A 23,205-nucleotide genomic window follows, 5' to 3' on the forward strand; every position below is an offset into this window, starting at 1 on the left:
TAGCTGTCCGTGTTTGTGCCCCTTTGCGGTGGCGACAGACACGAAGCTACGGGTGCCATGTGTGCGTCATCCGTAGGGAATGTAACAAGTGCGCCCAGGGCGGGACCCAGTACCGTAAATCGCCTAAAACCGCAGGTCAGAGGGTGTGTCGCCGAAGGTCACCGGCTTGCGGGGACCAAGGTCCCGCCGGTCGGCCCACCGGTCGTCCCCCGCGCGTCGCCCGACCTCAGCAACCACTCCGTATACGCGGGCGCCTGTCGGGCCGCCTCCCAGTAGGCCGCCTCCAGCTCCCCGTACACCGCGTCGAGCTCCTCCTCCGTGCGTGCCGCCAGGATGAGGCGTACGCCGAGGGGGTCGCCGTACAGCGGGCGTACCGCCATGTCCGTCCTGCCGCGCGACGTCGGCTGGCAGAGGGCGACGACCTCGCCGGTGGCGACGAGGGACGACGCGGTGAGGTAATCGCCGTGCAGGACACGGGGGTTGAGGCCCGCCGCGGTCAGGACCCGCCGCAGACCGTCCCATTCGCCGTCGACCGTCGGGTCCACCATCCAGCGGTCCTCGGCGAGGTCGGAGAGGCGTACGACGGGCCGGTCCGCCGCCGGATGGTCCGCGGCGAGGGAGACGAACTGCGGCTCACGGTCGAGGAGGACCCGTCTTCGCAGGCTCTCCGGCAGCCGCAGCGGACAGCCCTCCACCTCGTGCACGAACGCGATGTCGAGGTGGCCGGTCTCCACCATGCGCAGCAGCGCGTTCGCGGACACGTCCATCTGGAGCGACATCTCGGTGCCGGGCAGACGTGCGCGCAGCTTGCGCAGCCAGCCCGGTATGGCACGGCTCGCCGTGGAGCCTATGCGCAGCTGCGGGCCCTCGGCGGTGCGCGCGGCGGCCGCCTTCGTCTCCGCGACCAGCGCCCGCATCTCCGTGACGAGGGGCCGGGCGCGGCTGAGGACGACCCGGCCGAGCTGGGTGGGGCGGCAGCCTGTGCGCTCGCGGGAGAAGAGCTGGCCGCCGAGCGCGTGCTCGATGCGGCGCAGCTGTGTCGTCAGCGACGGCTGGCTCATGCCGAGCTGCCGCGCGGCCTTGTGCAGGCTGCCGGTGTCGGCGATGGCGCACAGCGCGCGGAGGTGCCTCACCTCGAGCTCCATGGCCGATGAGCGTAGAGGCGGTACGGCCGCTGCACCAGACGCTCAAACCCCATGAGAACCGGCCGTTCTGGGCAGGCCGGGTCATGGCGATAGCTCCGGGCTATCGCGTGTTGCCATCATTCCCACGCGCCCCACGCTCCCCGACACTCACAGCTACCGAACCGTTCACCTTTCATCGACTGCCCCCACGCGGTCGTGGAACGAGTAGGAAGCCCCCCACACATGAACAAGCGTTACCTGTCCGTCGCCGCTGCCCTCGGCCTTGCCGTCGCCGGACTCGGCGCGACCTCGGCCACGGCTGCCGGCTCCGCGTCGGCGCCGGTCTCCGCGACCTCTTCGTACGCCGCGTACGAAGGGTCCGCCGCCGAGGCAAAGGCCAACAAGGCGTTCTTCGAGGCCGTCGTGAAGGCGGTCGCCGAGAAGCGTGCGGCGAACCCCGGCGCGAAGTCGGTGACCGTCACGTACGACGCGTCCGGCGCGCCCACGTTCGCGCAGCAGATAGCCAGCTCCACGTCCATCTGGAACGGCGCGGTCTCCAACGTGAAGCTGCAGGAGGGGAGCTCGGGCGCGAGCTTCTCGTACCGCGAGGGGAACGACGCGCGCGGCTCGTACGCGAGCACGGACGGTCATGGGAACGGGTACATCTTCCTGGACTACGCGCAGAACAAGGAGTACGACTCGACTCGCGTCACCGCGCATGAGACCGGGCATGTGCTCGGGCTGCCCGACACGTATGACGGGCCTTGCAGCCAGTTGATGTCCGGGGGTGGGCCCGGTCCGTCCTGCACGAACTCGCAGCCGGATTCCGCGGAGCGGGGGCGGGTGGACCAGTTGTGGGCCAACGGGTTGGCCAAGGCCCTTCACAAGGTCCGCTAGGCGCGGGGCCTTCGGGGTCTTGAGGATTCGCGGGGAGCTGCGGGCCGGCTGTGGCTGGTCGCGCAGTTCCCCGCGCCCCTTTGGTCACCCTGCGGTGGCGCCACAGCTTGTACCGCGCCCTTTAGTCACCCTGCGGGGACGCCACCGCTCGTGCTGCCGATACCTCCTGGCGTAGGGGTTCCAGGACGCTGTCCTGGGTGTCGTCGGTGAAGTTCACGTTGCCCTTCTCCAGGGTCACCGATGTGCGCAGGCGGTCCGCCAGGGACCGTAGTTCGTGGGCGACTTCGGCCACCTCGTCGGGCTTCGGCGCAGCCGCTCCGTGGCGGATGCGGACCCTTGCCGCTGTTGTCGCGTCCAGGATGCGTTCGACGGCGACCACCAGGGGCCACCACGCGGCCGCCCGCGTGCCCGTGGGCGGGGGCTCGGTCAGGGCGCGTTGGAACTCGGAGCGGATGACGGACAGGTCGCGGTAGAGGCCGCGGCGCATGCGGGCGCGGGCCGCCGCGTCGCCGTCGCCGAACGCGCACTCCACGTACCGCGCCGTGTCCGCGACCGCGTCGGCGAGCCGGTCGCCGATCCGTGTGCCCCAGCTCTCCGGCCAGAGCAGATACCCGGCGACGAGCGTGATCCCGCAGCCGATCAGGCTGTCGACGAGGCGCGGGACGACGAGGCCGAGGCCCTGGTGGTTGAGGATGTCGGAGAGGAGCAGGATGACGGGCGTGATCGCGGCCGTCTGGTAGCCGTAGCCTCGGGTGGTCAGGGCCGGGATCAGCGGGGCCAGGAGCATCATCACCGGGACGTCCCACCAGCCGTGGGGGACCTCGGCGAGGACCGCCGCCGCCACCACGAGGCCCGCCGCCGTGCCCAGCGCGCGCAGGACCGCGCGGGAGAAGACCGAGCCGAAGTCGGGCTTGAGGACGAACGTGACGGTGAGCGCGACCCAGTACGACCTGGGCACCTCGATGATCGAGACCAGGGACTGGGCGAGGCCGATGCACAGGGCGAGGCGCAGGCCGTAGCGCCAGGAGGCGCCGGACAGGACGACGTTGCGGGCCGCGCGGCGGGCACGGACGCGCAGGTCGGCGGGGCGGCCGAGGCGGTCGTCTGCCTCGATGACGCCGAGCGGGTCGGGGTCGGCGAGGGTCTCCGCGGCGTGCAGTACGGCGTGGTCGAGGGCGCGGGCCGCGTGGTCCTGGGGTTCGGGGATGCGCGCGGCGGCGCGGGCGGGCGCCTCGGCGGGGTCGGTGCGGGGGGCCTCGCCCCGCTCCACCGCGTCGGCCAGCGCGCGGACCGCGGCGGGCACTTCGGGCGGCAGGCGTACGCAGGCGTGGCGGGCGGCCTGGTCGGCGGCGGGGGCCGCCTCGATGACGGGGGTCAGGGCGTTCAGCTGGGCCACCAGGCGCACCAGTTCGGGGTTGCGGCCGTGGTCGCGGGTGCGTCGGGCGAGGACGAGGTCGTAGCTCTGGTTCAGGGAGGCGGTGACCGCGGTGCGCGCTTCGTCGTACGTGTCCGTGCCCGCCGCGTCGAGGAGCGCGGCCACCGAGCGGTAGGACGCGGCGACGGCGGCGCGTTCGGGGACGCCGGAGCGGAGCGGCCAGGCGAGCAGGGCGAGGGTGAGGACGAGGAGGCCGCCGCCGGTCATCAGGAGCGGCGCCAGCCACCACTGTCCCGGCATGGGCAGCCCGGCGCCGACCACGCAGTTGAGCAGCAGGAGCAGCCCCGACACGGAGGCGACCGCGCCGATCGTCGACATCATCCCGGAGACGAGCGCGATGAGGGTGACGGCCCCGACGGCGACCCACCCGTGCCCGAAGACGAGCGAGCCGAGGGTGACGCCGAGGGCGCCGAAGAGCTGCGGGACGGCGATGTTGAAGATCCGCATGCGGTAGGCGTCGGCGGTGTCGCCGATGACGCCGGAGAGGGCGCCCATGGAGGCGAGCGCGCCGTACGCGGGCTGTCCGGCGAGGATGCCGAGGGCGAGGGGGAGCGCCATCGCGACGGAGGCGCGGGCCACGGCCGCCCAGGGGATGGGCGCGGACTGCGGTTTGAGGGACCTGACCAGCCAGTCGGGTGGGGTGAGCGGGCTCAGTGAGACCGGACGGGCGGGGCGGGACTCTCGGGGCATGTGCCCATTATCGGCGCTTTACGTTACTTGCCCTGGCCGGAGGATCAACGCTCTGTTGCGGGTTTGTGCAGGGTCAGTGTGACGGCGAGGGCTCGGTGGTCGGTGTTGCCGATGTCCAGGAAGCGGGCGTCGCGGGCGGAGAAGTCGGGCGTGGCGAGGACGTGGTCGATCTGCGCGCCGAGCGGGGCGGGCGCGGTGGCGGGCCAGCTGGGGGTGCGGGACGGGCCGGCGATCCGGGCGGCGTCGCGGAGCCCTGCGTCGAGGACCTTCCGGAACGCCGCGTGGTCCTGCGTGGCGTTGAAGTCCCCGGCGATGATGGTGGGCGCGCCGTCCCCCGCTGCGGCGTACCTCTGGATCCTGCCCAGCTCGGACCGCCACAGGTCGACCCCGCGGGGCAGGGGCGGCATGGGATGCGCGAGCTGTACGCGCACGTCGTGCCCGTCGATGTCGGCGACGGCGCCGGGCATGCCGAGCGTGCCCTCGACGCCGGCCGCGCTCTTCAGCGGCATCTTGGCGAGGATGACGGAGCCCTCGGCGCCGGACGCCTCGACGGACGCGCGGTGGGGGTAGTCGGCGCGGGGCAGCTCCTTGCGGAGCAGCGCGGAGCACGCGAAGTCGCACTCCTCGACGAAGAGCAGGTCGGGCCGCTCCTCGCGCACGGCCTTGATGAGCCCTTCGGTGCCGCCGCCGAACTCGACGTTGGACGTCAGCACCCGCACTTCGGCGACGGCGGGCCCGCTCGGCGCGTCGGTGTTCCCGTACGGCTGCACGTACCAGGCGAGCACCCCCAGCACGAGGACTCCCCACAGCATCCCGACCCGCCACCGCGCGAGCACGGCCATCAGCAGCCCGGCACCGGCGGGCACGAGCAGCCACGGCAGGAACGCGAGGATCTGCGGCACGGGGGTGACTCCGTCGGAGTCGGCCACACGGAACCCGGCGACGACGCTGACCCCCGCGAGGAGCAGCCCGGCCGCCCAGGCCGCGACGCGCCCCACCCGCCGCCGGGCTTCCGGCGGGTCGGTCTCCTCCTCGACGTCGGCCCCGACGGCCACACTCTCCGCGCTGTCCAAGAAGCCACCCCTCACACCGGTCACCCGCATCCTCTCCCAGAGACGGGACACGGCGGACGGCGGTTGCCCGGCGGCCGCCGCACCGGGTCAGGCGCGGCGGCGCCCCCGCAGCCGCACCCGCGGTCCCAGCCACGCCACCACCGCCACCAGCACCATCACCCCCACGATCACCCACGCCGTCACCCGCAGCGTCTCCGTCAGTGCGTCGTACACGGCGCCCGCCGCGTCGTGGGAGATGTCCGAGGGGAGGTCGTCCAGGGTGAGGGCGCGGCCGATGGCCACCGCGGCGATCAGGAGCGCCGCGCCGAGCGCCATGCCGAGGGCCGTGCCGAGGACCGCCCTGCGGCGGCGGGCGGCGAGGAGGATGCCCGCGGCGGTCAGCAGCGCCGCCGCCACCGCGGGCCAGACGCCCGCCACCTGGAGCGCGTGGAAGCTCTTCCAGAGCCAGCCGAGGTCTTTGGACTGGAGGACCGTGATGTCCGTGTGCTTCACCGGGATCTTCGACGCGAACGGCACTCCGTCGTCCACCAGTTGCTGCTTGACCTGCCGGGTGATGGGCGCGAGGTCGATGGTGACCTCGCCGTTCGAGTCGTCGTTCAGGGCCGACTGCACGGCGTCGTGGGCCGCGCGGTTCGCCGCGTTCCAGGCCGTCTTGTACGACGCCGTCTCCGTGAAGGACCCCACCGCGTCCCGTACGAACGTCTCGACCGTGCCCTGCAGCGGGCCCACGTCGATCTCCTTCATCACCGAGCCCGTGACCTCGTCGGCGACCGCCGCCCGCACCGCCGGGTCGGAGGCGAGCGGCGCCATCGTGGCGACGTAACTGTCCCGGTCCCCGATCTCGTACGTCGCCCAGATCGAGAGCACGCCGAGCGGAACCAGGACGCAGGCGAGGACCAGCAGGGCGACGGACAGCGGACCGCGGACGGATTTCGGCACGCCTCCAAGGCAAGACCCCGGTCACGCGGGGCGCGACCGGGGCGACTGCATATGGGGCAACAGCGCCTACTTACGGTTGTACAGACGCATCGTCACCGGCCCGAACACCGCCACCAGGAGCAGCGCCCAGCCGAGCGTCCACGCCAGCTCCGTCGTGGGCGACGTGCCGTCCATGAGGGCGCGGACCGCGGACGAGCAGTGGGTGATCGGGTTGTTGTTGACGAACGCCTGCAGCCAGCCCGGCATCGTCTCCGGCTTCACGAAGATGTCGCTGAGGAACGTCAGCGGGAAGATCACCATCATGCTGACGCCCATCACCGACTTCTCCGTGCGCAGCAGCAGCCCGAACATCGTCCAGATCCACGAGAACGCGAAGGAGAAGACGAGCAGGACCGCGATTCCCGCCACGACGCCGACGAAGCCGCCGTCCGGCCGGAAGCCCATGATGAGGCCGACGGTCAGGATGACGACCGACGCGATGGCGTAGCGCAGGGCGTCGCCGAGGAGATAGCCGACCATCGTCGACGGGCGCCAGATCGGTAGCGTACGGAAGCGGTCGAAGACGCCCTTCGCGATGTCGGTGTTGACCGACACGCCCGTGTACATCGTGATCATGACGACGGACATCACGAGGATGCCGGGCAGCAGGTACTGGATGTACTCGGACGGGGAGCCGGCGAGCGCGCCCCCGAACAGGTACGTGTACATCAGCACCATCATGATCGGGAACGCCGTGACGTCGAAGAGCTGCTCCGGCACGTGCTTGATCTTGAGGATGGCGCGCCAGCCGAACGTGAGGCAGGCGGACAGCGCGGAGGGCCGGGGCGGCCGCTCGGTGGCGATGAGGAGCTCGGCGAGGGACTCGGTCCTGACCGGCGCGAGGTCCTGCGACTCGCTGGTGGTGGCTGCGGTGCTCATGCCGTGGCCTCTTCCTTCAGGTCCGTCGTGGGGGTCTGGTGCGAGGCGTCCGTGCCGGTCAGGGCGAGGAACACCTCGTCGAGGCTGGGCTGGCCGAGGGAGAAGTCGTCGACGGTGATCCCGGCGCGGGCGAGCTCGGCGAGCGCCCGGGAGGCCTGCTCGGCGGCACCACCCCCACTCGATCCGGTACTCGTCCCGTCCGCCCCCACCCGCGCCGTCAGCGCGACCGGATCCGGCTCCAGCTGCACCTGCTCACCGAGCACCGCGCCGAGGAGCCGCGCCGCCTCCTCGCGCTGTGCGGCCTCCCGCAGCCGCACATGCACCGAGCCCGCGCCGACCGACGCCTTGAGCTCGCCCTTGGTGCCCTCCGCGATGACCTTGCCCCGGTCGATGACGGCGATCCGCGCCGCCAACTGGTCGGCCTCGTCGAGGTACTGCGTGGTGAGGAGGACCGTCGTGCCGTGCCTGACGACCGCACGCACGATGTCCCAGACCTGGTTGCGGCTGCGCGGGTCGAGGCCCGTCGTCGGCTCGTCGAGGAACAGCAGGTCGGGGGTGTTCAGGATGGACGCGGCGATGTCGATGCGGCGCCGCATGCCGCCCGAGTAGTTCTTCACCTGCCGCGCCGCGGCCTCCGTGAGCCCGAACGCTTCGAGCAGCTGCCCGGCACGCCCGCGCGCCCGCTGCTTGGAGTGCCCGGTGAGCCGACCGAGCAGGATCAGGTTCTCCAGGCCGGTCAGATCCTCGTCGACCGACGCGTACTGCCCGGTCAGGCTCACCCGGCCGCGTACGGCGTCCGCCTCCCGGACGACGTCGTGCCCGAACACGTGCGCCTCGCCCCCGTCGGGCCGCAGCAGCGTGGCGAGCATCTTGACCGCCGTGGTCTTGCCCGCCCCGTTCGGTCCCAGTACGCCGTAGACCGTGCCGGCCGGGACGGAGAGGTCGATGCCGTCGACCGCGCGGTTGTCGCCGAAGGTCTTCACCAGACCCGCGGTCTCGATGGCCATGCTGCTCATGTCCGCCCGCCTTCTCACAGGAGCAAGAGGTAAAGGATTCGTCATGAGGGCAGACCCGGGCCGCCCCGGAAACTCATCGCTTTCAGCGTAGGGAAGCTCTCCGGTGGAGCGTTCGCCCGAACGGGTGTTATCTGGATGAGGGGGCGAGGAGGCTGATCATGCGAATCGCTCTGAGCGTGGCGGCGCTGCTGACTTTCGGGACCGTTGCGGCCACCGCCACCGCTGCCGCCGCTCCCGCCCACAACAACGACGGCGTCATCTGGGGCACCGTCGTCTCGGGCCCGGACCTGAAGGTCAGGGACGAGCCGAGTACGCACGGCAGGATCCTGGCGAAGATGCCGTACGGCAGCGAGGACCGCGTCAAATGCGCCGTACAAGGCATGTCCGTCCACGGCAACCCGCGGTGGTACTGGCTGGAGGGCGAGCGCGGCTGGGTGAGCGCGGAGTACGTCGACACGGGCGGCCGTCACGTGCCGAGCTGCGGGTCTTCGTCCGAGGACCCGTGCGCGTACTGACTGACGTACTGACTGACGTACTGAATCGCGTACGCAGGGGGCCGAGAAGGGAACCGTCATGGCACACACCGCACCCGTCCACTACGCGCCCCGCACCCGGACGCCCGCGACGTCCTCCACATCCGCGTCCCGCTGGGCGGGCCTCGCCCTGCTCGCGGGGGTCGTCTACGGACTCTGGGCCTGCGCCATCCGGCGCGACGGCGGGCCGATCACCACCGGGAACGTCATGTTCGGAGTGGTGACCGGCCTGATGTTCGCCGCCGTCATGTTCGCCCTGCACCGCCTGGCGCCCTCGCTCCCGCGCGAGCTGCGCGCCCTGTCCTGGGCGGCGTTCGCGGGCATCGCGCTCGGCTTCCTCTGCAGCCTTGGCGGGTCGAGTGTGCTGCGGTCCACCGTGATCGCGCTGGTGGTCGCGGCGGGTGTGTTCGCGGCGGTGTTCTACCGCTACTACACGACCGAGTGAGCCGTACTCTTCCCCGTCCTCCGCTCCCGGCCGCCGCCGAGCCGGCGCGCGACGAGGAGTGACGCCGCGAGCACCAGCCCGGCGTTGACGGCCACGGCCACCCCCACCCCGGACAGGACGCCCCGCGGATCCGCGTGGCCTCCTGTCCGGGCCGCCACGATCGCGCTCATCACGGGGATGCCGAGGGTGATCCCGACCTGTTGGGTCATCGTCGCGAGCCCGGTCGCCAGGCCCTGCTCGGAGTCGGCGACGCCCGACGTGGCGGTCACCATGAAGCCCACGATCAGCAGCATGTTGCCGACACCGCCCACGAACGTCGCGGCGAGCAGCAGATACAGCCACCCGCCGGACGTCCCGAGCGCGACCAGCGACACCGTGGCGGCGGCCTGCACCACACCCCCGCCGAGGATCGCCGCCCGCCCGCCGAACCGGCTCACCGCCCGCCCGCCGAGCAGCCCGCCGACCACCGTGCCGACGCCGAGGACACCGAAGGCGAGGCCCGTGGCGAGAGCGGAGTATCCGAGTACTTCCTGCAGGTAGAGCGTCATGAGGAAGACCAGCGAGGTCTCCGTGGCGAAGGCGATCAGGCCCGCCGCGTTGCCCCAGACGACCGAGCGGCGCCGCATGATGCGGACGGGCACGAGGGGCGCGGGCGAGCGCTGCTCCACGAACCAGAAGGCGACGAGCAGCGCGGCCCCCGCGAGGAGCGAGCCGAGGGCGAGAGGCTCGGTCCAGCCGTTCTCACCGGCCCGCGTGAGCCCGTGGACGAGGGCCAGCAGCCCACCCGTGACGGTGACCGCGCCCGGCAGGTCGAGCCGGTGCCTGCACACGATCCGCGAGTCGGTGAGGAGGGAGGGCGCGAGGGCGACGACGGCGGCCGCGACGGGCACGTTGATGAAGAACGCCCAGCGCCAGGAGAGCAGTTCGGTGAGGAGTCCGCCGAGGATGGCGCCGGTGGTGAAGCCGGCGGACATCAGCGCGCCGTTGAGGCCGAGGGCCCGGTCGCGCAGCGGCCCCTCGCGGAACGCGGTGGTGAGCAGGGCGAGCCCGGCGGGGGTGACGGCCGCCGTGGAAAGACCCTGCAGCACGCGCGCCGCGAGCAGGACCTCCGGGGAGGTGGCGAGGCCGCCCAGGGCGGAGGAGAGGCCGAGCAGCGCCATGCCGCCGATGAAGAGCCTTTTGCGCCCGAAGAGGTCGGCGACGCGGCCGAAGAGGAGCGTGAATCCGGCGGCGGCGAGCGCGAAGGAGGTGGCGATCCACTGGAGGTCGGCGAGGGCGAAGCCGAGGCCTTCGCCGACGACGGGCAGGGCGACGTTCAGGATGGAGAAGTCCACGGCGATCATGAACTGGGAGCCGAGGAGAAGGGTCAGGACGAGCTTCTGCCGCGCCGTCATCATCACAGGGTCTCCAGGTCCACCGCGCGGGCCATGGCCCGGTAGCCCGCGTCGTTCGGGTGCAGGTGGTCGCCGCTGTCGTAGGCGGGGGCGATGCGCTCGGGGTCCCGCGGGTCGGCGAGGGCCTTGTCGAAGTCGACGTACGCGTCGTACTCGCCGGACGTCCGTACCCAGTCGTTGAACTCGTCGCTCACGGCGGCGGCGTGCTTGCCGTAGTGGTCGGAGCCGCCGAGGGGGAGGAGGGTGGCGCCGACGATCCGCACGCCCTTGGCACGCGCCTTACGTATCAACTCCGTGTGCCCGTTGATGAGTTCGCGGGCGGAGACGACCGGGGCGGGCTTGTAGGTGGGCTTGTCGGTCTCGCTGTACCCGATGTCGTTGAGGCCTTCGAGGACGACGACCGTGCCGACGCCGGGCAGGTCGAGGGCGTCGCGCGCGAACCGGTTGGCGCTCTTCTCGCCGTACCAGGCGGAGTCGTTGAGGACCATGTTGCCGCCGATGCCGGAGTTGAGGACGGGCCGCGGCTCGCCCGCCTTCTCCAGCCGCTCGGCGAGCGCGTCGGACCAGCGGCGGTCGCGGTCGGTGGAGGAGGCGAAGCCGTCGGTGATGGAGTCGCCGAAGAGGACGACGCCGTCGCGCTTCTTCGCTGTGCGTGCCGCGGGGGAGCCGCCGACGTCCACGCCGGAGAGGTAGTACCAGGACTCCGTGGACTCGCCGAAGGCGCGGCCGCCCGTGTCGGCCGTGTGGTCCCCGTCGGCGCGGTAGCTGGTCGCGAAGGACTGGGCGTGGAAGGTGGCGGGGCCGGTCGTACCGGAGAGGTGGAGGGTGACGGTGACGGACTCGAAGGGTTGGAGATCCAGCTTGCCGGCGTCGCTGACGAGTTGCCGTTGGGCGGGAATGGTGACGCCCCGCTTTCCGCCGAAGGTGAGCGGGGTGAGCGACCCCTTCTCGACGGATGCCGAGCCCTTCTCCTTCGTACGGGCGATCGTCGCGCTCTCGATCCGCAGCGGCGAGCTGCCGTACGCGTTGGAGAGCCGGATGCGGGCTCTGTCGCCGCCTTCGGTGACGCGGACGACCTGGCGGAGGGTCTGGTCGTCGAAGCCGGCCTCGGACCAGTTGGGCTTGAAGCCGGTGCTGGGGCGCTGTGGGGCGCTCGCCCAGGCGGCGGTCCAGGACGCGTGTCGCTCCGCGGGCGAGGCCTGGGCTCCTGCGGTGAGGGCGAGGGCGACGGCGGTGGCGGTGGCGGTGGCGACGAAGGCCGTGCGGGTACGCGAAATCATGGCGGGCTCCAGGTGGTTGGGGGGAGAAGGTGTCCGTTCGGCGGGCCGCCGTCCTGACTCCTCAAAGATCCGCCGACCGCGATCCACCATCAACGGCGATCCGTGAAACGATCGACGCGCTCGGGCTTATCGATGCAGGTCACAGGGGGTATGCGGTGGAGCGGCAAGAGCTGGAGACGTTCTTGACCCTGGCCGAGGAGCTGCACTTCGGCCGCACCGCGGAGCGGCTGCTGCTCTCGCAGGCGCGGGTCAGCCAGACGCTGAAGAAGCTGGAGCGCAGGATCGGTGCGCCGCTTTTCGAGCGCACGAGCCGCGTGGTGCGGCTGTCGCCGCTCGGGCGTCAGCTGTACGAGGATCTGGCGCCGCTCCACAAGGAGATGGAGGCGGCGGTGGCCCGCGCGAAGGACGCCGCGCGGGGCGTCGGCGGTGAGCTGAACGTCGGCTTCCTCGGGGCGGGTGCGGGGACGCTGACCGCGCCGATCCTGACGTTGTTCCGGGAGCGGAGTCCGGGGGTGGAGGTGCGGATGCGGGAGACCCAGTTCCAGGATCCGCTGGGTGCGTTGCGGGGCGGCGAGATCGACGTGCTCTTCACGTGCCTTCCGGTCCGGGAACCGGACCTGGCGGTCGGCCCGATCGTCATCAACGAGCCGCGTCTCCTCGCGATGCCGGTCGGCCACCCGTTGGCCGGGCGGACCTCCGTCTCCCTGGAGGAGTTGGCGGGCGAGACGTTCTTCGGCGTCGTGAACGGGGCGCCCGCGTACTGGTGGGACTTCCACGTGCCGCCGCGCACGCCGAGCGGGCGTGAGATCCGCCGGGGCCAGGCGGTGGCCTCCTTCCAGGAACTGATGACGCTCGTCGCGGCGGGGCGGGGGGTCTCGCCGGTCGTCGCGTCCGTGGAGAAGTACTACGCGCGGCCCGGCGTCACGTTCGTGCCCCTGCACGACGTGCCGTCCGCGGACGTCGCGCTGATCCACCGGGCGGTGGGGACGAGTGCGGGGGTGGAGGGGTTTGTTCGGGTGGTGCGGGATGTGGTTGCTGCGAATGGGGGGCCGGCGGCGTTCTAGGGGGGGGCGGGCGGGGACTTCGGTGGACCGGCACCGGGTGGTCACCGGGGCCGCCCGGTGTTGTCCGGAGTGTGGCGGCTCCGGGCCGCGAGTAAAGGGCGCTGCGCTGCGCTCCGCGTCGGCTTCGCCGATTCCGCTCCGCTCCACCCTTGACTCCCGCCCCTCCACCGCGACTCGACCCTTGACCCGGACGGCCAGGGGTGGGGCCGGCGGGGACCGCTGGGATGGGTCATCACCCTTCGCGGCCGGGTGCGGCCCGGTCCATCGCGGGTGGCCGCCACGGTCGCGGTTCCGCCAGCCGCGCGGCGTTGCCGCTCGGGTCATTCCCTCGCGTGGCCGGGTGCGGCCCGGCCCATCGTGGGCGGCGGTCACGGTTCGGGGCGGGTCAGCCGCTTTCGTTTCCGGCTGCGGACCGGCTCATCGTGCGTGGGCGGGATGGTCGAGGTGCTGTGTCCGGTCGGGGGCCGCGCCGTCCGGCACCTACTTTGGGAAAGTTGCGAATGGAGTGGCCGCGCGCCCCCTCGGCAGACCGAATGCGCCCCCGGCGGTGGGGACAGGCCACCCCCCCCCGGCACCTACTTTGGGAAAGTTGCGAATCGATTGGCCGCGCGCCCCCCGCCCAAGCCCAATGCGCCCCTCCTGGCATGCCAGTGCGCCACGTCGGATGCGCGAGGCGGGTAGGAGGTGGGACGGTGCCCCGGATGCCGGATGCCGGATGCCGGATGCCGGATGCGGGGTGAGGGGTGAGGGGCAGCAGGGTGCGCGGTGTGCGGCGGCCGGGTCGGCACGCCGTACGCGAGGTGATCACCAGGCCGACCGGAGGAGGCGACCGCCCCCGGCCCCCCTCCGGCACCTGCTTCGGGAAAGTTGCGAACCGACCCGCCGCGCGCCCCCCTCCCACACCCCGCACGCCGTCCCGCCCACCACCCGTCGAGCTCACCGGGCACAGCAAACGGGCATACCAGGGGGGCGCACTCGATCCGCCGAGGGGGCGTGCGGCGGCCGCATTCGCAACTTTCCCGAAGTAGGTGCCGGGAGGGACCGCTGCCACTCAATTGCTGGGGGCGCATTCGGTCTGCTGAGGGGGCGCGCGGCCGATCGATTCGCAACTTTCCGAAAGTAGGTGCCGGAGGGCGCGGCCTCCGACCGGGCAGGGCACATCGAGCATGTCGCCCGCTCGCAATGGGCCGGTCCGCACCCGGCAGTGAAAGGGGATGACCCATCCCAGCGGTCCCCGCCGGCCCCACCCCTGGCCGTCCGGGTCAACATCAGCTCGCGGTGGAGGGGCGGGAGTCAAGGGTGGAGCGGAGCGGAATCGGCGAAGCCGACGCGGAGCGCAGCGGAGCGCCCTTTACTCGCGGCCCGGAACCGCCACACTCCGGACAACACCGGGCGGCCCCGGTGACCATCGAAGGCACCGGCCCACCGAAGTCCCCGCCCGCCTTCCCCGCCGCCCCCGGCCCCCCGTGCAGGATGCCCCCATGACCGCTCTGAGCTATTCCGCCGCATTCATCACCTTCTTCTCCGTGGTCGGACCCCCCAAGGTCCTGCTCGCCTTCGCCGGGCTCGCGCAGACCCACCCCACCGCCGAGCTGCGCCGGATCGCCCTGATCTCGTCGGCGGCGGCGGTCCTCGTGGGACTGGTGACCGGCATCGCCTCGCCCTGGCTCCTCGATCTCTTCCACATCTCGACCCCCGCGCTCCAGGTCGCCGGCGGGGTCATCTTCTTCATCTACGCCGTCGGCCTCGTCCTCGGCATCCACCTCGGCACGGAGGCCCCGGGCCCCGACACACCGGACCTGGTCAGCGGGGTACGACAGCTGCTCATGCCGTACGTCGTGAGCCCCCTCGCGATGACGGCGGTACTGATCGAGGGGGCCGCGCGTGACTCCTGGACGTGGCGGTCGACGGTCGTCGGCGCGTACGTCACCGTGATCGTCGTCGACCTGCTCTGCGTCGTCGTACTGGCGCGCGCCCTCAGCCGCACGCACCACGCGACGATCGAGCTCCTGGGCCGACTGCTGGGACTGTTGCTCGCCGCGGTGGGCGTGGACCTGGTGCTCGACGGGCTGACGTCACTCGGCGTCCCGGCGGACCGGGCCGACCACTGACCTCACGGTCCCGCGACGTCGGAACGGTCATTGCAGAGCGCCCAGATGACGAAGACGCCGATCGCGATGGAGATGAGCGCCCAGACCGGCGTGTACGGCAGCCACAGGAACTGCGCCACGATGGCCAGCGCGGCGAGCGCGACGCCGGTCGCCCTGGCCCAGCTCGCACCCTTGAGGATGCCCCAGCCGACGACGGCCACGAGGATGCCCAGGATCAGGTGGATCCAGCCCCACGCGGTGAGGTTGAACTTGTAGACGTAGTCGCCGACACGCTCGTACACGTCGTCCTTCGCGATACCGGCGATCCCCTCGAAGATGCCGAGGATGCCGTTCACCATCATCAGGACACCGGCGAACATCGTCCCGCCGGACGCCCAGAGCGCGGAGCCGCTCTCGTCGTGACGGGGGCTGTCCGGCTTGTTGGGCGCGGTGGCACTGCTGCTCATGGCGCCGCCCCATTTCTTCCGTAGGGACACGTAGGGGCTTTCAGCGTCGAGCGGGGCGGGGTCCGGTGCGAGTGGTGTGGGCCGAACGGGTGACGGGGCGAGTCACGTGATTTCCATCACCTGACGGTGATGGCCTGGTTACTCTCGGCACATGGTCAAACTGCGCGACCTCGACCCCAGCGCGTCCCCCCTCGACTACTACGGCTCGGAGCTGCGCCGCCTGCGCGAGGCGGCGGGCCTCAGCCAGTCGCAACTGGGCTCCTGCGTCTTCGTCACGGCGTCCCTCATCGGCCAGGTCGAGACGACGAGGAGGGTGCCGACGAGGGACTTCTCCGAGCGGGTGGACGCGGCGCTGGGAACGGATGGGCTCTTCTCGCGCCTGGTGGGGCTGGTCTTGCGGAGCCAGTTGCCGACGTGGTTCCAGGCATACGCGGAGATGGAGGCTCGGGCGACCTACATCTCCACGTTCCAGGCGCAGTTGGTCTACGGACTGTTGCAGACCGAGGACTACGCACGTGCCGTACTGGGAGCCAGGACTGACAACAACCTGGATGCCAGTACGGCGGCACGAATGGAGCGGCAGCGCATCCTTGAGCGTGAGAACGCACCGCTGATGTGGGTGGTGCTGAGTGAGGCAGTGCTGCACCAAGAAATCGGCGGTCACGCTGTCATGCGAGACCAGCTTGCACACCTCGCGAACCTGTCCGCGCGGCGGGAGTGGGCCAGGCTTCAGGTGCTGCCCTTCACGGTTGGGGCACATGCTGGTCTGCCCGGCTCGTTCACCCTGCTCCGCTTCGAGAACGACCCGGATCTCGTCTATACGGAGGACTTCGTCCAGGGGCACATGACCGCGAACCCGCAAGCCCTCAAGGAGGGTTCACTCCGTTACGATCATTTGCGAGCCGCCGCGCTCTCCGTGGAGTCCTCGGCGGCGCTAATCGCCCGCGTAATGGAGGAGCGTTATGGGGACAAGCCAGAAGCTGACGGGCATCGCGTGGCGTAAGTCGTCCTACAGCTCGGACACTGGCGGCGAATGCATAGAACTCGCCCAAGCCCAGTGCAACGAAACCGTAGCCGTGCGGGACAGCAAGAACCCCACCGGCCCCACCTTCACCGTCACCCGAACCGCCTTCACCCACTTCATCGCCGCCGCAGCTAGCGGAGATCTGACGCGACCCGCGAGGTAACCGCCTCGGCCATCCGCCGGATGCCCGGCGAACGCACCGGGCACGGGCGGGACTTCGCCGTGGTGGGCGCAAGACAGAAGTGCAGGTAATCGTCCTTCTCGCGGTGGAGAGCCGTGAGCCCCGCACCCGGCTCCGTGCAGTACTCCGGGTGAGCCCGCTCGTACGCCGTGCACGGCAACTTCTCCACCCACGTATAGCGATCCGCGCCCGGAGCCACCGTCCTGCCCGCGTCGGCGACGAGGCCACCCGTGGCGCGGGCCTGCGCCTGGTAGATGGCGTTGACGCGGCGGACGCGGTCGGGCGTGATCGGGTCGGGGCCCTGGAGGACCCAGACGACACGGGCCCGCCCACCCCCCGCTCCCCGGATCTGCGCGGCCAACCGCCGCGCGTCCGCCGCGTACCGGTCGAGATACTCCGCCCGCCGCTTGTCGTACGTGATCCCCTTCATGCAGGGCGTGTAGCCCCACGCGTTGCCCCAGAACTGGAGGACGACGTAGTCGGGCCGCTGCGCCCGTACGAGAGCCGCCGCCTTGTCCTTGTCGGGGACGAGGGAGTCCTCACCCGTGCCGTCGAGGTAGTCGCAGAGGGTCGTCCCGGAGTAGGGCGCGCTCCGGTAGCGCGCACCGAGGCGGGACTTCAGCTGCTGCCCCAGGACGACCTGGTTCTCCATGGCGAGGGAGTCGCCGAGGTAGAGGACCTTGGGGGCGCGCGAGGACTTGTCCGGGGCGTCGCGCGCGGCACGCTCGCGAGGCGTGGCGGACGGCTCAGGAGGCGTCGCGGGCGTGGACGCCTCGGGAAGGTCCGCCGGCGCCGCGTCCCCGGCGCCGGGGTCCCCGCACGCGCCCAGCAACAGCACCCCGGTGAGAACCCCCGCGCCCCACAGACTCCGCGTCCCGGTCCGCTTCCGCATGCGGCAACTCCCGCCCCAGACAGCCGAAATGGCCCTTAGGCAAACACACGGGCGACGGGGAAGGAAGACCTCCGCAGGCCAAGCCGCGCGCGGGTCATCGACGCTCGGCGCGCGCGAAACGGTGGGCCAGCGCCCGGAAGGACTCCTTCGGCTCCCAGTGCCAGGGGGAATCGGGGTCCTCGGGCCGCTTCCGCAGGACCTTGGCGAGCCCGTAGCTCGCGACGTCGAGGTCGTGGCGGGGCGAGTCCGGCCGGTGCGGCAGTTCGGGGCTGACGAACTGGTAGACCAGCGCGGCGTGCAGGTTCATGGACTCGAAGACGTCGAAGACGTCGGAGAGGTAAGCGGCCTGGGTACGTTCGCTGCGCTTGAGCCCACCCGTGATCACCGGCGGCTCCACGGAGTAGTCGACCGACTCGTACCACCCCATGCCCCCGTCCTGCGGAGCCCCCTCGTACGTGCAGGAGCCGCACTCGGTGATGGCGACGGGCTTGCCCCAACGGGTGTGCGGGGAGAGGTCCTTCACGTAGCCGCGCGCGCTGCCGTGGTAGCCGTAGTAGTTCACGCTGACGAGGTCGAAGAGGGACCAGTCGACGTCGTCGTCGTGGGCGGCACCGTACGTCAGCGGGCCGCGGAAGACGCGGCGGCCGGTCTTCGCGGCGAGCCCGACGAAGCGCCGCACTTCCCGGACCATCCGCTCGGGGTCGTAGTTGCCCTTGAGGATGTTCCGCACCCGCTCCAGCGCGTCGGCACCCGGCACGATCCCGGGCACGAACAGCACGAACTCGCATCCGACACTGAGGTACACGCGGGCCCCTTGCCGCCGCATGCGTTCGGCGTGCCGGCCGGTCTCGGCGAGATGGTCGAGGATGTCCCGCTCCGGGACGTCGGCGAGGCGGGGCTGGAGCCAGACGTGCAGGCCGTGCTCGGCGGCTTCGGAGGCGGTCGCGGCGAGGCGGTCGACGCCGGTGCCATACACGGAGACGGAGTTGGCGTGCAGCTCATGGCGGATGGCACGCAGGTCGCGCCGCATGCGCCGCGCGCTCCACGCGGTGGCGGGCCCGTCCCCGTCCCCCACCTCGTAACAGACGCCGCGATACCGCAGTCCTTGCCGTTCGCCCGCCCTGGCGGCGGCGTTCCCTGCCCCCGCAGTCAGCGCCCCGGCGGCGACCGCGGCCCCGACGGCCGCGCCCCCCACCAGAAACCGCCCCCGACTGATCCCACCGATTGCGGCGATCCCACCGACGTCGTCCCGCACAGCGCCTCCCGTGATCCCGAACCGGCGGCGGCCCCAACCGCCGCCGTCCGGTGATCCCGAGCATGCCGATCAGCGCGGATCGCGCTCATCGCACTTTGGTCTATGCGTGGTCGCCGAAGGTCTGCGGGCGCGGACCCTTTCGGCGACCGTCAGCGGGCCACGAACTGCGTGAGGATCGCCTGGACCTCGTAGATGTCGACGCCCTTCGTGAACGTCTTCTGCATCGGCGCGGGGTTGCCGGAGACCCAGATCTTCAGCTCCGCGTCGAGGTCGAAGTGGCCCGCGGTCTCCACGGCGAAGTGCGTGATGCTGCGGTACGGGACCGAGTGGTACTCGACCTTCTTGCCGGTGATCCCCTGCTTGTCGACCATGATCAGTCGACGGTCCGTGAACAGCATGGTGTCGCGTATCAGCGTGTACGCGGCGTGCACCTGCTCGCCGTGCCCGAGCAGCCGCGCGTACTCGTTCTGCGCCTTCATCGGGTCGACGGTGTGCGCGTTTCCGAACAGTGCCATGTCAGGCCCCCCTTGGTGGTTCCACGGCCCGCATCGTGGGATGCGGGATCTCGCCACTGTACGGGGGTGGGTGGGGGAGCGTCGAAGATCTGTGCGACGGGGCGGGGCGGGTCGAGTGGGGTGGGGTGGGGCGAGGTGGCGCGGGTCGCGTCGCGGGTCGCGGGTGGCGGGGGCTCAGATGGGTGGCAGGCGGTCCGGTGGCGATGCGGCGCCCCGCGCGAACGCCTCCGCGTACGCGGTCCCGCCGAGCGCGGTGCGTGCCGCCGCCTCGATCCGGTCCACGTCGCCGCGTTCGGCCGGCGGCAGCGGGGCGCCCACGCTGCGGCGGGCCGCGTCGGCCGCGCCGAGCAGCTCCGCGGCCCGAACGGGTGCGCCCGACACGGCCGCCGCGCCCGCGAGGCCCTCCAGGGAGAGGGCGACGGCACGTGGCTCGGCGAGGGCGCGGGCGGTCTTGAGGCCGAGGAGGTGGTGGGCCTCGGCACCGGGCCCGTCGCCGCGCAACTCCGCGATGAAGCCGAGCTCGGCGTGGCGCAGGTGGTCGCCGGCCGGGGAGGACACGTCGGCGTGCCGGTCCCGGATACGCGTCAGGTGCGCCTCCGCCGCGTCGAGGTCGCCGGAGCGGCGGGCGCCGAGAGCGAGGCCCATCTCGGCGTGGATCTGGCCGTAGCGGTAGCCGTGGGCGGAGGCGAGATCGTGGGCCTGGGTGTGCAGGTCGTGGGCGCGGTCCCAGTCGTGCGTGAGCAGGGCGAGCCGGCCGAGGCCGGAGAGGCGGGCGGCGACCTCCGCCTGGAGGCCCAGCTCGCGCGCGATGACGAGCCCCTCCTCCTGGCGGCGCGCGGCCTCCGCGTAGTCGCCCTTGATCTCGGCGAGCGCGGCGAGCGGCGCGACGGTCTGCAGCTCGCCCCAGCGGTCGCCGAGCCCGGCGAAGAGGGCAGCGGCGCGTCCCCCGTCGCGGGCAATGGTGTCGAGGTCGCCACGGATCAGCGCGTGCATGGCACGCAGGGCGAGCGCGGCGGCGGTGGTCCACTGGTCGCCGGTACGGGTGGCGAGGGCGAGGGCCCGCGCGTTGACCTCCTCGCTGGCGGAGGGGTCGCCCGCGCTGAAGACGGCGTAGGCGTGGAGCCAGAGGGTGCGGGGGGTCGTGGCGGTGGCTGTGGCCGTAGCGGTGGCAGTGGCGGTGGTGGGTGGGGTGGTGCGGTGTGCGGGGGCGGGGGGCAGGTCGCCGGTCAGAAGCCGGAACACCGTGAGCAGGCGGGTCAGTTCGCCGATGCCGGGCGACGCGGAGGGCGCGTTGCCGGGGACGGTGGCGGGTGTGTCGGCGGAGGTGGCGTCGGCCGCGCTGCCGAGCGGGTCACCGCTCGCGACGCCGGGCGGGGTGGCGAGTCCGTCGCCGGGTGCCGCGGTGGATGTGTTGCCGGGGGTGGCCCCGGCCGCGCTGCCGAGCGGGTCACCGCTCGCGACACCGCATGCGTTGCTGAGCGTCGTCGTCAGCGCACGCCGTGCCTCCGTGAGGCGCCCCCGCAGCAGCCACCACCACGTGAGCGCAGCGGCAAGCCGTACCGCTTCGTCCCGTGACGGGTACCCATCCGCCTCGTCCCGGCAGGGGTGCCCATCCGCCTGGCCCCGCGTGGGGTGCCGTTCCGTCTCGCCTCGGGAGGGGTGCCCATCCGCCTCGTCCCGGCAGGGGTGCTGTTCCGTCTCGTCCCGGCTGGGGTGCCGGACCGCCTCGCCCCCCGCAGGGCCCCGTACCGCCTCGTCCAGCGCCGCCCGCAGGTTCGCCGCCTCCGCGTCCAGGCGGGACAGCCAGCGCCGTTGGGCGCCGTCGCGCAGGCGGGGCTCGGCGTGTTCGGCGAGGGCCAGGTAGTGGCGGAGGTGCCGTTCCCGTACGCCCGCGAGGTCCTCCATCGCCTCCAGCCGCTCCATCGCGTACGCCGACACGGACTCCAGGAGCCGGTAACGCGGCGCCGTCCCCGCGGGGCCGGGGGCCATGACGACCAGGGAACGGTCGACGAGGCGCGTCACCAGGTCGAGGACCTCGTCGCGGGTCACCCCGTCACCCGCGCAGACCGCCTCCGCCGCGTCCAGCGTGCAGCCGTCGCGGTGCACGGCGAGGCGGCGCAGCACGATGCGCTCGGGCGCGGTGAGCAGCTCCCAGCTCCAGTCGATCATCGCGCGCAGCGTCTGCTGGCGGGCGGGGGCGCCGCGCCGCCCGGAGGTGAGGAGGCGGAACCGGTCGTTCAGCCGGTCCGCCAACTCCCGTACGCCCAAGGCCCGTACGCGCGTCGCGGCGAGTTCGAGCGCGAGCGGGATGCCGTCGAGACGGCGGCAGATCTCCGCGACGGCCGCCTCGTCGTCCCCGCCGGGGAGCAGGGAGAAACCGGGGGCCGCCGCCGCGGCACGGGCGGCGAAGAGCTGGACCGCGTCCGCGGCGGGGAGCGGCTCCACGAGGAAGACGGTCTCGCCGGTCAGGCCCAGCGGTTCCTGGCTCGTGGCCAGGATGCGGAGGCCCGGCGCGGCACGCAGCAGCGTGTCCGCGAGTGCGGCGGCCTCGTCGACGACCTGCTCGCAGTTGTCGAGGACGAGGAGCGTGCGGCGGTCGCGGAGGGCGGCGGTCAGGCGGTCGAGCGGGGTGGCGGGGGCGGCCGCGGCGGGGGCTCCGGGGGGCGTGTCGTCGCGGAGGCCGAGGGCGGCCGAGACGGAGACGGCGAGGTCGGCGAGGGTGCTGTCGCCGCGCAGCGAGGCGAGCTCCACGAGCCGGACGTCCACGGGGGTCGCGGGCGCGGCCGCCACGGACGCCGCCGCTTCCAGCGCCAGGCGGGTCTTGCCGACGCCACCGGGACCGGTGAGCGTCACGAGCCGTGCGGAGGCGAGCAGTTCACCGACGTCCGCCACGGCCCGGTCGCGGCCTATGAGGGCGGTGAGGGGGAGGGGGAGGTGGAGGGGGAGGTGCGCACCCTCTCGGCCCGCAGCTGGACCGGCGCTCCGGGCCGGGGCCGGGCCCACGCCGGGGGCGGTACCCGGCTCCGCCACGCCCGGGGCGATACCCGGCTCCGCCATGCCCGGGTCGATATCCGGCTCCGCCATGCCCGGGTCGACACCCGGCTCCGTCGGGCGGCGGGTCAGCGCCGGGTCCTGGCGGAGGATCGCCTCGTGGAGGGACGTCAGCTCCGGCCCCGGGTCGACGCCAAGCTCCGCCGCCAACCGCTGCCGCAGCCCCGCGTACGACGCGAGCGCCTCGCTCTGCCGCCCCGCCAGATACAGCGCCCGCATCTGCACCGCCCGCAACCGCTCCCTCAGCGGGTGTCGGGCCACCAGGTCCGCCAACTCACCCGTGAGCAACGTATGGTCGCCCGCCGCGAGCCGCGCCTCCGCCCGCTCCTCCAGCACGGCGAGGCGCTGCTCCGCGAGCCGGTCCACTGACGCGCGTACGAACTCCGCGTCGGCCAGATCGGCGTAGGCAGGCCCCCGCCACCACGCGAGCGCCTCCCCCAGCGCGTCCGCCCGCGCCCGCGGGTCCTGTGCCCGCCGCGCCTCCTCGACCAGGGCGCGGAACCGGTCCGCGTCCACCTCGTCGCCCGCCGCCGCGTCGAGCCGCAGACGGTAACCGGGCGGCTGGTGCACCACGCGGTCCCGGCCGAGGACGCGGCGCAGCTGGGACACCTTGGCCTGGAGGGCGTTGGCGGGGTTGCCGGGCGGCGCGTCGCCCCAGAGGTCGTCGATGAGCCGGTCCGCGGAGACCGGCCGCCCCTCGTGCACCAGAAGGTCGGCGAGGAGAGCCCTGACCTTCGCCTCGGGAACCTTGACCGGCTCCCCCTCGCCGTCCCACACCGCCAGTGGACCCAGCACCCCGAACCGCATGCGGATCACCGTACACAGCGTGTCCACCGGCCCTCCCGGGTGGACCGGCAGCGGATTGGTCGCGGACCGGCAGCGGACCGGCAGCGGACCGGCAGCGGGCCCGCAACGGGCCCGC

At 72.4% G+C, this 23,205-nt stretch carries 20 protein-coding genes; 7 read left to right on the forward strand and 13 right to left on the reverse strand.

All coding sequences use genetic code 11. From position 1 onward, the window contains the following. Nucleotides 1-158: 158 nt before the first annotated feature. Nucleotides 159-1,145, reverse strand: a complete 987-nt coding sequence (locus DEJ49_RS18735) for a LysR family transcriptional regulator (RefSeq protein ID WP_150185180.1) — start codon at nucleotides 1,143-1,145, stop codon at nucleotides 159-161. A 222-nt stretch (nucleotides 1,146-1,367) separates the two neighbouring features. On the opposite strand from DEJ49_RS18735, the gene snpA reads away from it, so the two are divergent. Then, the gene (gene snpA / locus DEJ49_RS18740) at nucleotides 1,368-2,021 is read left to right on the forward strand and encodes a snapalysin (protein WP_150185181.1); all 654 of its coding nucleotides are present in this window, start codon (nucleotides 1,368-1,370) and stop codon (nucleotides 2,019-2,021) included. Between the two features lie 121 nt (nucleotides 2,022-2,142). On the opposite strand, the gene DEJ49_RS18745 is transcribed toward snpA, so the two are convergent. From DEJ49_RS18745 to DEJ49_RS18765, 5 genes are all read right to left on the reverse strand, one after another. Next, a complete protein-coding gene (locus DEJ49_RS18745) occupies nucleotides 2,143-4,146 on the reverse strand; it encodes an FUSC family protein (protein WP_150185182.1) in 2,004 nt (667 codons plus the stop codon). 44 nt (nucleotides 4,147-4,190) lie between these two features. Then, nucleotides 4,191-5,219, reverse strand: coding sequence for an endonuclease/exonuclease/phosphatase family protein (locus DEJ49_RS18750; protein ID WP_411757174.1), 1,029 nt, complete (start codon nucleotides 5,217-5,219; stop codon nucleotides 4,191-4,193). Nucleotides 5,220-5,306: 87 nt separating this feature from the next. Next, nucleotides 5,307-6,158 carry a hypothetical protein gene (locus DEJ49_RS18755; protein ID WP_150185184.1) on the reverse strand — a complete coding sequence of 284 codons (852 nt, stop codon included), beginning with the start codon at nucleotides 6,156-6,158 and terminating at the stop codon, nucleotides 5,307-5,309. A gap of 66 nt (nucleotides 6,159-6,224) precedes the next feature. Then, a complete protein-coding gene (locus DEJ49_RS18760; protein WP_150185185.1) occupies nucleotides 6,225-7,076 on the reverse strand; it encodes an ABC transporter permease in 852 nt (283 codons plus the stop codon). Then, entirely contained in the window at nucleotides 7,073-8,092 is a 1,020-nt protein-coding gene (locus DEJ49_RS18765; protein WP_150185186.1) for an ATP-binding cassette domain-containing protein, read from the reverse strand. The genes DEJ49_RS18760 and DEJ49_RS18765 overlap by 4 nt, the downstream gene beginning before the upstream one ends. A gap of 158 nt (nucleotides 8,093-8,250) precedes the next feature. Here DEJ49_RS18765 and DEJ49_RS18770 point away from each other — a divergent pair, with 158 nt between their 5' ends. Next, on the forward strand, nucleotides 8,251-8,607 hold the full coding sequence (locus tag DEJ49_RS18770) for a hypothetical protein (RefSeq protein ID WP_150185187.1): 357 nt from the start codon (nucleotides 8,251-8,253) through the stop codon (nucleotides 8,605-8,607). Nucleotides 8,608-8,665: 58 nt separating this feature from the next. Further along, nucleotides 8,666-9,070: a hypothetical protein gene (locus DEJ49_RS18775; RefSeq protein WP_150185188.1), complete on the forward strand. Its 405-nt coding sequence runs from the start codon at nucleotides 8,666-8,668 to the stop codon at nucleotides 9,068-9,070. Here DEJ49_RS18775 and DEJ49_RS18780 read toward each other — a convergent pair. Both DEJ49_RS18780 and DEJ49_RS18785 read right to left on the reverse strand, forming a co-directional pair. After that, complete coding sequence (locus DEJ49_RS18780; protein WP_150185189.1) at nucleotides 9,055-10,464, reverse strand: MFS transporter; 1,410 nt, start codon at nucleotides 10,462-10,464, stop codon at nucleotides 9,055-9,057. The two genes, DEJ49_RS18775 and DEJ49_RS18780, sit on opposite strands and share 16 nt — an antisense overlap. Before the next feature lie 2 nt (nucleotides 10,465-10,466). After that, entirely contained in the window at nucleotides 10,467-11,744 is a 1,278-nt protein-coding gene (locus DEJ49_RS18785; protein WP_150185190.1) for an SGNH/GDSL hydrolase family protein, read from the reverse strand. Nucleotides 11,745-11,899: 155 nt separating this feature from the next. On the opposite strand from DEJ49_RS18785, the gene DEJ49_RS18790 reads away from it, so the two are divergent. Next, the gene (locus DEJ49_RS18790; protein WP_190329383.1) at nucleotides 11,900-12,808 is read left to right on the forward strand and encodes a LysR family transcriptional regulator; all 909 of its coding nucleotides are present in this window, start codon (nucleotides 11,900-11,902) and stop codon (nucleotides 12,806-12,808) included. A 1,481-nt stretch (nucleotides 12,809-14,289) separates the two neighbouring features. After that, nucleotides 14,290-14,919 (forward strand): MarC family protein, encoded by a 630-nt coding sequence (locus tag DEJ49_RS18795; protein ID WP_150185191.1) that lies wholly within the window; start codon nucleotides 14,290-14,292, stop codon nucleotides 14,917-14,919. A gap of 2 nt (nucleotides 14,920-14,921) precedes the next feature. Here the strand turns inward: DEJ49_RS18795 and DEJ49_RS18800 are convergent, their stop codons facing one another. Continuing rightward, nucleotides 14,922-15,365 carry a hypothetical protein gene (locus DEJ49_RS18800; protein ID WP_150185192.1) on the reverse strand — a complete coding sequence of 148 codons (444 nt, stop codon included), beginning with the start codon at nucleotides 15,363-15,365 and terminating at the stop codon, nucleotides 14,922-14,924. 151 nt (nucleotides 15,366-15,516) lie between these two features. On the opposite strand from DEJ49_RS18800, the gene DEJ49_RS18805 reads away from it, so the two are divergent. Both DEJ49_RS18805 and DEJ49_RS18810 read left to right on the forward strand, forming a co-directional pair. Beyond that, on the forward strand, nucleotides 15,517-16,368 hold the full coding sequence (locus DEJ49_RS18805; RefSeq protein ID WP_150185193.1) for a helix-turn-helix domain-containing protein: 852 nt from the start codon (nucleotides 15,517-15,519) through the stop codon (nucleotides 16,366-16,368). After that, on the forward strand, nucleotides 16,328-16,552 hold the full coding sequence (locus tag DEJ49_RS18810; protein ID WP_150185194.1) for a DUF397 domain-containing protein: 225 nt from the start codon (nucleotides 16,328-16,330) through the stop codon (nucleotides 16,550-16,552). Before DEJ49_RS18805 ends, DEJ49_RS18810 begins: the two co-directional genes overlap by 41 nt. Here the strand turns inward: DEJ49_RS18810 and DEJ49_RS18815 are convergent. The 4 genes from DEJ49_RS18815 to DEJ49_RS18830 all read right to left on the reverse strand — a co-directional run bounded on the left by DEJ49_RS18815 (nucleotide 16,521) and on the right by DEJ49_RS18830 (nucleotide 23,090). Then, nucleotides 16,521-17,462 carry an SGNH/GDSL hydrolase family protein gene (locus tag DEJ49_RS18815; RefSeq protein ID WP_190329384.1) on the reverse strand — a complete coding sequence of 314 codons (942 nt, stop codon included), beginning with the start codon at nucleotides 17,460-17,462 and terminating at the stop codon, nucleotides 16,521-16,523. The two genes, DEJ49_RS18810 and DEJ49_RS18815, sit on opposite strands and share 32 nt — an antisense overlap. A 94-nt stretch (nucleotides 17,463-17,556) precedes the next feature. Next, the gene (locus DEJ49_RS18820; protein ID WP_223832891.1) at nucleotides 17,557-18,657 is read right to left on the reverse strand and encodes an abortive phage infection protein; all 1,101 of its coding nucleotides are present in this window, start codon (nucleotides 18,655-18,657) and stop codon (nucleotides 17,557-17,559) included. Nucleotides 18,658-18,866: 209 nt separating this feature from the next. Then, nucleotides 18,867-19,232: a PH domain-containing protein gene (locus tag DEJ49_RS18825; RefSeq protein ID WP_150185195.1), complete on the reverse strand. Its 366-nt coding sequence runs from the start codon at nucleotides 19,230-19,232 to the stop codon at nucleotides 18,867-18,869. Between the two features lie 174 nt (nucleotides 19,233-19,406). Then, nucleotides 19,407-23,090 carry an AfsR/SARP family transcriptional regulator gene (locus tag DEJ49_RS18830; RefSeq protein ID WP_150185196.1) on the reverse strand — a complete coding sequence of 1,228 codons (3,684 nt, stop codon included), beginning with the start codon at nucleotides 23,088-23,090 and terminating at the stop codon, nucleotides 19,407-19,409. Nucleotides 23,091-23,205: the final 115 nt, after the last annotated feature.

It is taken from the genome of Streptomyces venezuelae, assembly GCF_008642335.1.
Taxonomy (GTDB): domain Bacteria; phylum Actinomycetota; class Actinomycetes; order Streptomycetales; family Streptomycetaceae; genus Streptomyces; species Streptomyces venezuelae_F.